Source organism: Nocardia sp. NPDC051570 (genome assembly GCF_044454005.1).
GTDB lineage: Bacteria > Actinomycetota > Actinomycetes > Mycobacteriales > Mycobacteriaceae > Nocardia.
The window spans coordinates 1-3,793 of record NZ_JBITDI010000061.1 but is presented as its reverse complement, the minus strand read 5'-3'; the positions used below and the strand labels follow the sequence as shown (position 1 = coordinate 3,793).

Genomic DNA, 3,793 nt, shown 5'->3' with positions numbered 1-3,793 from the left:
CACAGCACCAGCCCCGGCTCGACCATCTCCAGGCCGTCGAACATAGCTTGGATCTCGGCGCGGGTGCGGAACCGGCCGCCGCCCATCGGGCTGTGGACGAACTTGTCTTCCATCTTGCGGGCCAGGTCGCTGTACTCGTCGACTTCGGGATCGAAGAAGTGCGCGATCGCCACATACGATCCGGACGGCAGCGCGTCGATGTAGGTCGCCATCAATGCGGCCGCGTCGTCGGCCAGGTAGTGGTGCAGCGTGCCGACCTGGAACAGCGCGATCGGGCGAGTTACCGTCGTAGGCTGGGGGTGTGGGTCGCCTACTGTTCCTCGTCCTCTTCGTGGCCGTTGTGGCGCTGGCCGTGTGGTGGATCTCGCGGGAGTGGTCCGGCAACGCCGACCGCGTGGCCCACAATAAAGCCGAGGTCCGCCGCTACCTGGACCGCATGGGCAGCGAACTGGTCTCGCTCGACCCTGACAACGGTATCGCCCTGGACGCGCTCGGCGAAGCCTCCGACCGCATGAACACCGCCCGCACCCAACTGGCCTCCGCTACCACCCTCGGACAGGTCCGTATCGCCCGCGAAACCGCCCGCGGCGGCCTGTACTTCATCCGCAAGGCCCGCGAAGCCATGGGCTTGGACCCCGGCCCACCGATCCCGAGGTGAGCAAGCCGATCGTCACCGCACGCCTGCCGGATACCGGCTAACCCTGCCTCGGTGCCGAATCATCCGTGACGCCAACGGATTCCGGTGGGACGGCTACGGCCTCGGGCATTGACCCACCGATCACCTGCATCGCCGCGCGCACTTGCGCGACCGTGCGCGACTCACCGACGGTGCTGTCACGCACGTACCACCGCAGTGTGTCGAGCACCACGATCATGCGGGTTTCGGAGTCGGCCGGCCGCCGCTCGGTATCGACCCAACCCTCGAGCAGCAGATGCACACGTTCGACCGCGCCACGCCAGTGTGCGAGGGCCCCGATCGAATCATCAAGTGCAGCAAACAGTTAGCGGCTACGGGCACGGTAAGGTCAGGGTAGGAACGTGGAGCCGGGGCCTTGAAGTGCGACGGAGTCGGTCATGCGCGGAAAGTCGGCGTCACCTGACGGGTGGCAAGGCACGGCAACGGCGGGACCGGGATATATGCGGTACGCCGGTGCAATCCCCCCAGCCCGGTTGCACAGCCACCGGGCGGTGCAGATCCTCGTCGCCCTCGAGGGGCCGATGGTGCTCGCGGACGGTCGTGCCAGCCAGCTTGCGTGCGACGCGGTGGTCATCCCGTCGTGCGCTCCACATGCGATCGTGCACGGCCCGACGCGAGGGCTGCTGTTGTACCTTTCACCCGAATGGTTCGCTGATCCCACCTGGGTGATGTCGCCGAGCGCGGAACTCGAGGAGTGGGTCAGGCTGTCTCGGATCGCCGGCGTCGACCAGCTCGGCGTGGCCTCGCGGGACTGGCCCCGCAGCGGACTGGAGGCCACCCGCTCGATCATGACCGCCCTCTGCCTCCCACAGATCAATACCCACATCGCCGGACACCCTGCCGTGAGGGAATTGATGCAGCTTCTGCCCGACCGGCTCGACGGCCCGCTCCGGTTGACCGCCCTGGCCGGTGAGATCGGAATTTCGGTGGATCGGCTCGCTCATGTGATCCGCTCGGATCTCGGTGTGCCATTCCGCAGCTACGTATTGAACCTGCGATTGCACCGCACCTACCAGTTGCTCGCGACACATCGCACCCTCACCGACGCGGCGCACAGCGCTGGCTTCGCCGATGCGGCCCATTTCAGCCGGGTGTTCCGTCGCATGCACGGCTTCGCCCCGATCGAGCTCGTCCGGCACACGCAGCGAATTCTCGATGACAGCCTGATTTAGCAGGTTTGTTCAAGCACTCACCAGCCGACTCCGGTGATGATTTGTCGGCCACCGCGACAACACGGTGGACGACAACGTCGCCGGTTTTTGGCGCTCGGGTCGATCCGGAGGGGGCGACCCGAGCGTCGCTTTCGTCAAATTATGTTCTCGCACAGCGCTTTTGATGATCATTTAGGGAGAGAGACCATGACCGAGACGGCATCGAATGTGCCGGTCGAAGGCGTCGCCATGACCGCGATCGGCGTCGCGGTCATCCGGGCGCGCGAGACCGAGCGCGCAGATCGACTGTACGACGACCCGCTGGCGCGGGCGTTCGTCGACGCGGCGCGCAAGGGGTTCGCCGCGGAACGGTGGGCACGGGTGCTCGCCGTCGCAGATCAGTTCTACGAGGGCCGCACCGTCGGTGTGCGCTTGGTGGACGACCGGATCGGCACGGCGTTGGATGCCGGCATCCGCCAAATCGTGCTGCTCGGTGCGGGTTTGGACACCCGAGCATTCCGTATGGGCCCGCCGCCGGAGACGGGCGTCTTCGAAATCGACCTTCCCGAACTGTTCGCGTTCAAGGAGCCGGTGTTGGACCGCGCGGGTGCGGTACCGACCTGCCAGCGGCGCGTCATTGGCGCCGACCTGCGTCAGGATTGGCGAAACGCACTGCTGAGCAGCGGATTTCGGACAGACCTACCGGCGTGCTGGGTGGACGAGGGCACGCTCGGATCCCTGGCACAGGAGTGGAGTCAGCGTGTCGTGGTGACCCTCACCGAACTGTCCTCGCCCGGCAGCCTTTTCGGTGCGGCCAGGCTCATCGCCGATCCGGACAGCACACCGTATCGAGAGCTGCGACGCCTGATGGCTGGTGACGCGGCAGCCGACGCGACCCGAATCGATATGCCTGACCCCGATTTCGATGTCGAGCAGTGGCTCACTGGGCTCGGCTGGAACACCGAGTTCCGCAGCTGGAACGACATGGTAGCCCCGCTCGGCCGCCCGGCCACCCACCCCGATCCCCGAGTCGGCGCTATCGCCGCAATGCGCCGCTGATGCCGCAACACAATCCACCGCAGGCTGACCCAGCCCAGCTCCATCATCGGATCTAACAGACCGTACAGTCTACCTCGATGTGAGGCGCCTCCGCTTGCGCGGAGCTTCGCAGCCCTGGTCTGCCAGTAGGAATTTGGCAGGTTCCCAGTAGCGAAGCAGCGTTTGTTCGTTGGGCACGTCGGTCCTACACGGCATGGGTTCGCCAGTTGTTCGGCCATCACCAGTGCGAGCAAGTCGCTGGGCGGCCATGACCAGCTCGGCGACGAGTCGCATCTGTTCCTGGTTGTTCTCGGCGACAGCTGCCTCGATCGATTCGTCGGCGACAGCCGGGAGCGGCAGCGCGAAGCTGGAAACGATCTGTGCAGCGTCGTGGATCTCGATCCTCCGACGGTGCGCCCGCTCTTTTGGTGAAGCGTGCCACCGGTCGGGCCCTCTCAACGCCAGCACAACCTGTGGGGTGGCGGTTGTCAGGTCTCGCCATAGTGGATAGAGGCGGCGCGGGAGTCGCGGTCCAGCCCTAGCAGCTGCGTCATCGCTTGTACCGACGACGGCACCAGTGCCAAGGCGAGAATGGCGAACGCCGGCAATAACGGCTCGCCGGACGCGAACCCATCCGACACGGCGCTGTATACGTGACGGGTGAGCTCGTGACCGACCCTCATCGCACTCAACGCGGAGAAGGACGCGAATGAGGCGATGGGGAGCACGCTGAGAACGGCGAACACGCGCAGGGCGGCCACCACGATCCGCTCCCGCAGGGCTGTCGTACGCCGCCACATCGCAACCGCCGTTGAGGTTTCCCCCGGATAGTGGACACTGATTTGGCAGGACCGGAGGTCCTGCTGGAAGGATGTCGCTATGCCTCCTCGCAAGCGCCGGTCGTTCA

Annotated in this window: 7 protein-coding genes; 3 read left to right on the top strand and 4 right to left on the bottom strand. The window is 65.8% G+C overall.

What is annotated here, in order from left to right; translation table 11 throughout:
• A partial coding sequence (locus tag ACIA76_RS43665; protein ID WP_397161470.1) for an SAM-dependent methyltransferase occupies positions 1-236 on the bottom strand: 236 nt, incomplete at its 3' end.
• Between the two features lie 65 nt (positions 237-301).
• Between ACIA76_RS43665 and ACIA76_RS43660 the strand changes: the two genes are divergently transcribed.
• Positions 302-658: a hypothetical protein gene (locus ACIA76_RS43660; RefSeq protein WP_397161468.1), complete on the top strand. Its 357-nt coding sequence runs from the start codon at positions 302-304 to the stop codon at positions 656-658.
• 37 nt (positions 659-695) lie between these two features.
• Here the strand turns inward: ACIA76_RS43660 and ACIA76_RS43655 are convergent, their stop codons facing one another.
• The gene (locus ACIA76_RS43655; RefSeq protein ID WP_397161466.1) at positions 696-938 is read right to left on the bottom strand and encodes a hypothetical protein; all 243 of its coding nucleotides are present in this window, start codon (positions 936-938) and stop codon (positions 696-698) included.
• A 250-nt stretch (positions 939-1,188) separates the two neighbouring features.
• Here ACIA76_RS43655 and ACIA76_RS43650 point away from each other — a divergent pair, with 250 nt between their 5' ends.
• Entirely contained in the window at positions 1,189-1,869 is a 681-nt protein-coding gene (locus tag ACIA76_RS43650; RefSeq protein ID WP_397161464.1) for a helix-turn-helix transcriptional regulator, read from the top strand.
• 186 nt (positions 1,870-2,055) lie between these two features.
• Positions 2,056-2,907 (top strand): SAM-dependent methyltransferase, encoded by an 852-nt coding sequence (locus tag ACIA76_RS43645; protein ID WP_397161462.1) that lies wholly within the window; start codon positions 2,056-2,058, stop codon positions 2,905-2,907.
• Positions 2,908-2,976: 69 nt separating this feature from the next.
• Here the strand turns inward: ACIA76_RS43645 and ACIA76_RS43640 are convergent, their stop codons facing one another.
• Together ACIA76_RS43640 and ACIA76_RS43635 are read right to left on the bottom strand one after the other, a co-directional pair.
• Positions 2,977-3,354, bottom strand: a complete 378-nt coding sequence (locus ACIA76_RS43640) for a DUF6545 domain-containing protein (RefSeq protein ID WP_397161460.1) — start codon at positions 3,352-3,354, stop codon at positions 2,977-2,979.
• A 20-nt stretch (positions 3,355-3,374) separates the two neighbouring features.
• Positions 3,375-3,793, bottom strand: a 419-nt coding sequence (locus ACIA76_RS43635) for a hypothetical protein (RefSeq protein WP_397161458.1), incomplete at its 5' end; no start/stop codon positions are given.